Source organism: Alcanivorax sp. HI0044 (genome assembly GCF_001634945.1).
On the sequence record NZ_LWEZ01001160.1, the window covers coordinates 1 to 1,059 of the forward strand.

The following is a 1,059-nucleotide window of genomic DNA, read 5'->3' on the forward strand; positions in this document are numbered from 1 at the left end:
CCGATCAGTGATGGCGCGAACTGGGCCACGGCGGCAAACGACAGCAGCCCGATACTGGCAAGGCCGTCGAACCGGTCGATCAGCGTATGGAAGGCAAACGCCAGCCCCAGCAACACCAGAATGCTGGCCCGGCGCAGAAAGCGCAGTTGCGTGCTGAGATCCGGCAGCTGATCCTTTTCATTGAGCCGCGACTGCAACCACATGGGCAGCAGCACTTCGTTGGTCAACATAATGGCCAGCGCCATGGTGGAGACAATCACCATGCCAGTGGCCGCCGCAATCCCGCCAATAAACGACAGCATCAGCATGCCGTGATTGGCCTGGGCCATGGGCAACGACAACATGTAAGTGTCTGCATGACCGATCAGGTAGGGCTGGGTAATCACGCCGGCAATCACGATCGGCAGAACAAAAATCGCAAACAGCGCCAGGTAAAACGGAAACAACCAGCGCGTGGTGCGCAAATGGCGCAGGTCATTGTTTTCTACCACACCGGCATGGAACTGACGGGGCAGACAGAGAATCGCCACCATGGAAAGCAATAATGAAGTGACGAAACTTTGCGAAAACAGGGTCGGTTCAAAACTCTGCATGACATCGCTGCGCTCGCTCAGCTGCTGCCACATATCCACCGGGCCATCAAAAATGGCATACAGGCAATACAAGCCCAGCCCGACAAACGCCACCACCTTGATAAAGGATTCAAAACTCACCGCCAGCATCAAGCCGGATTGGTGCTCGGTGGTATCGATATGCCGGGTACCGAACAGCAAGGTGAAAATAGCCATCAGTGCAGCGACCACCAGTGCCGTATCCACCTGGCCCGGCGCAGATTCCTCCAGCACATAATCAAACGACAGGGTGACGGCTTTTAGCTGTAAGGCGATGTAGGGCAACACCCCGACAATGGCCACCAGGGTGACCAGCACAGCCAGGCGCCGGGACTTCCCGTAGCGGGCGGCCAGGAAATCGGCAATGGAGGTAATGTGTTGCTGCTGGGCCACCGACACCATCTTGTAGATCAGTGAACCGCCCAGTAAGACGGTAATGATCGGCCCC

At 56.9% G+C, this 1,059-nt stretch carries 1 pseudogene; it reads right to left on the reverse strand.

Going from position 1 to position 1,059, the window contains the following annotated elements:
• Nucleotides 1–1,059: pseudogene (locus A3730_RS31730) on the reverse strand (hybrid sensor histidine kinase/response regulator); the annotation flags it as partial.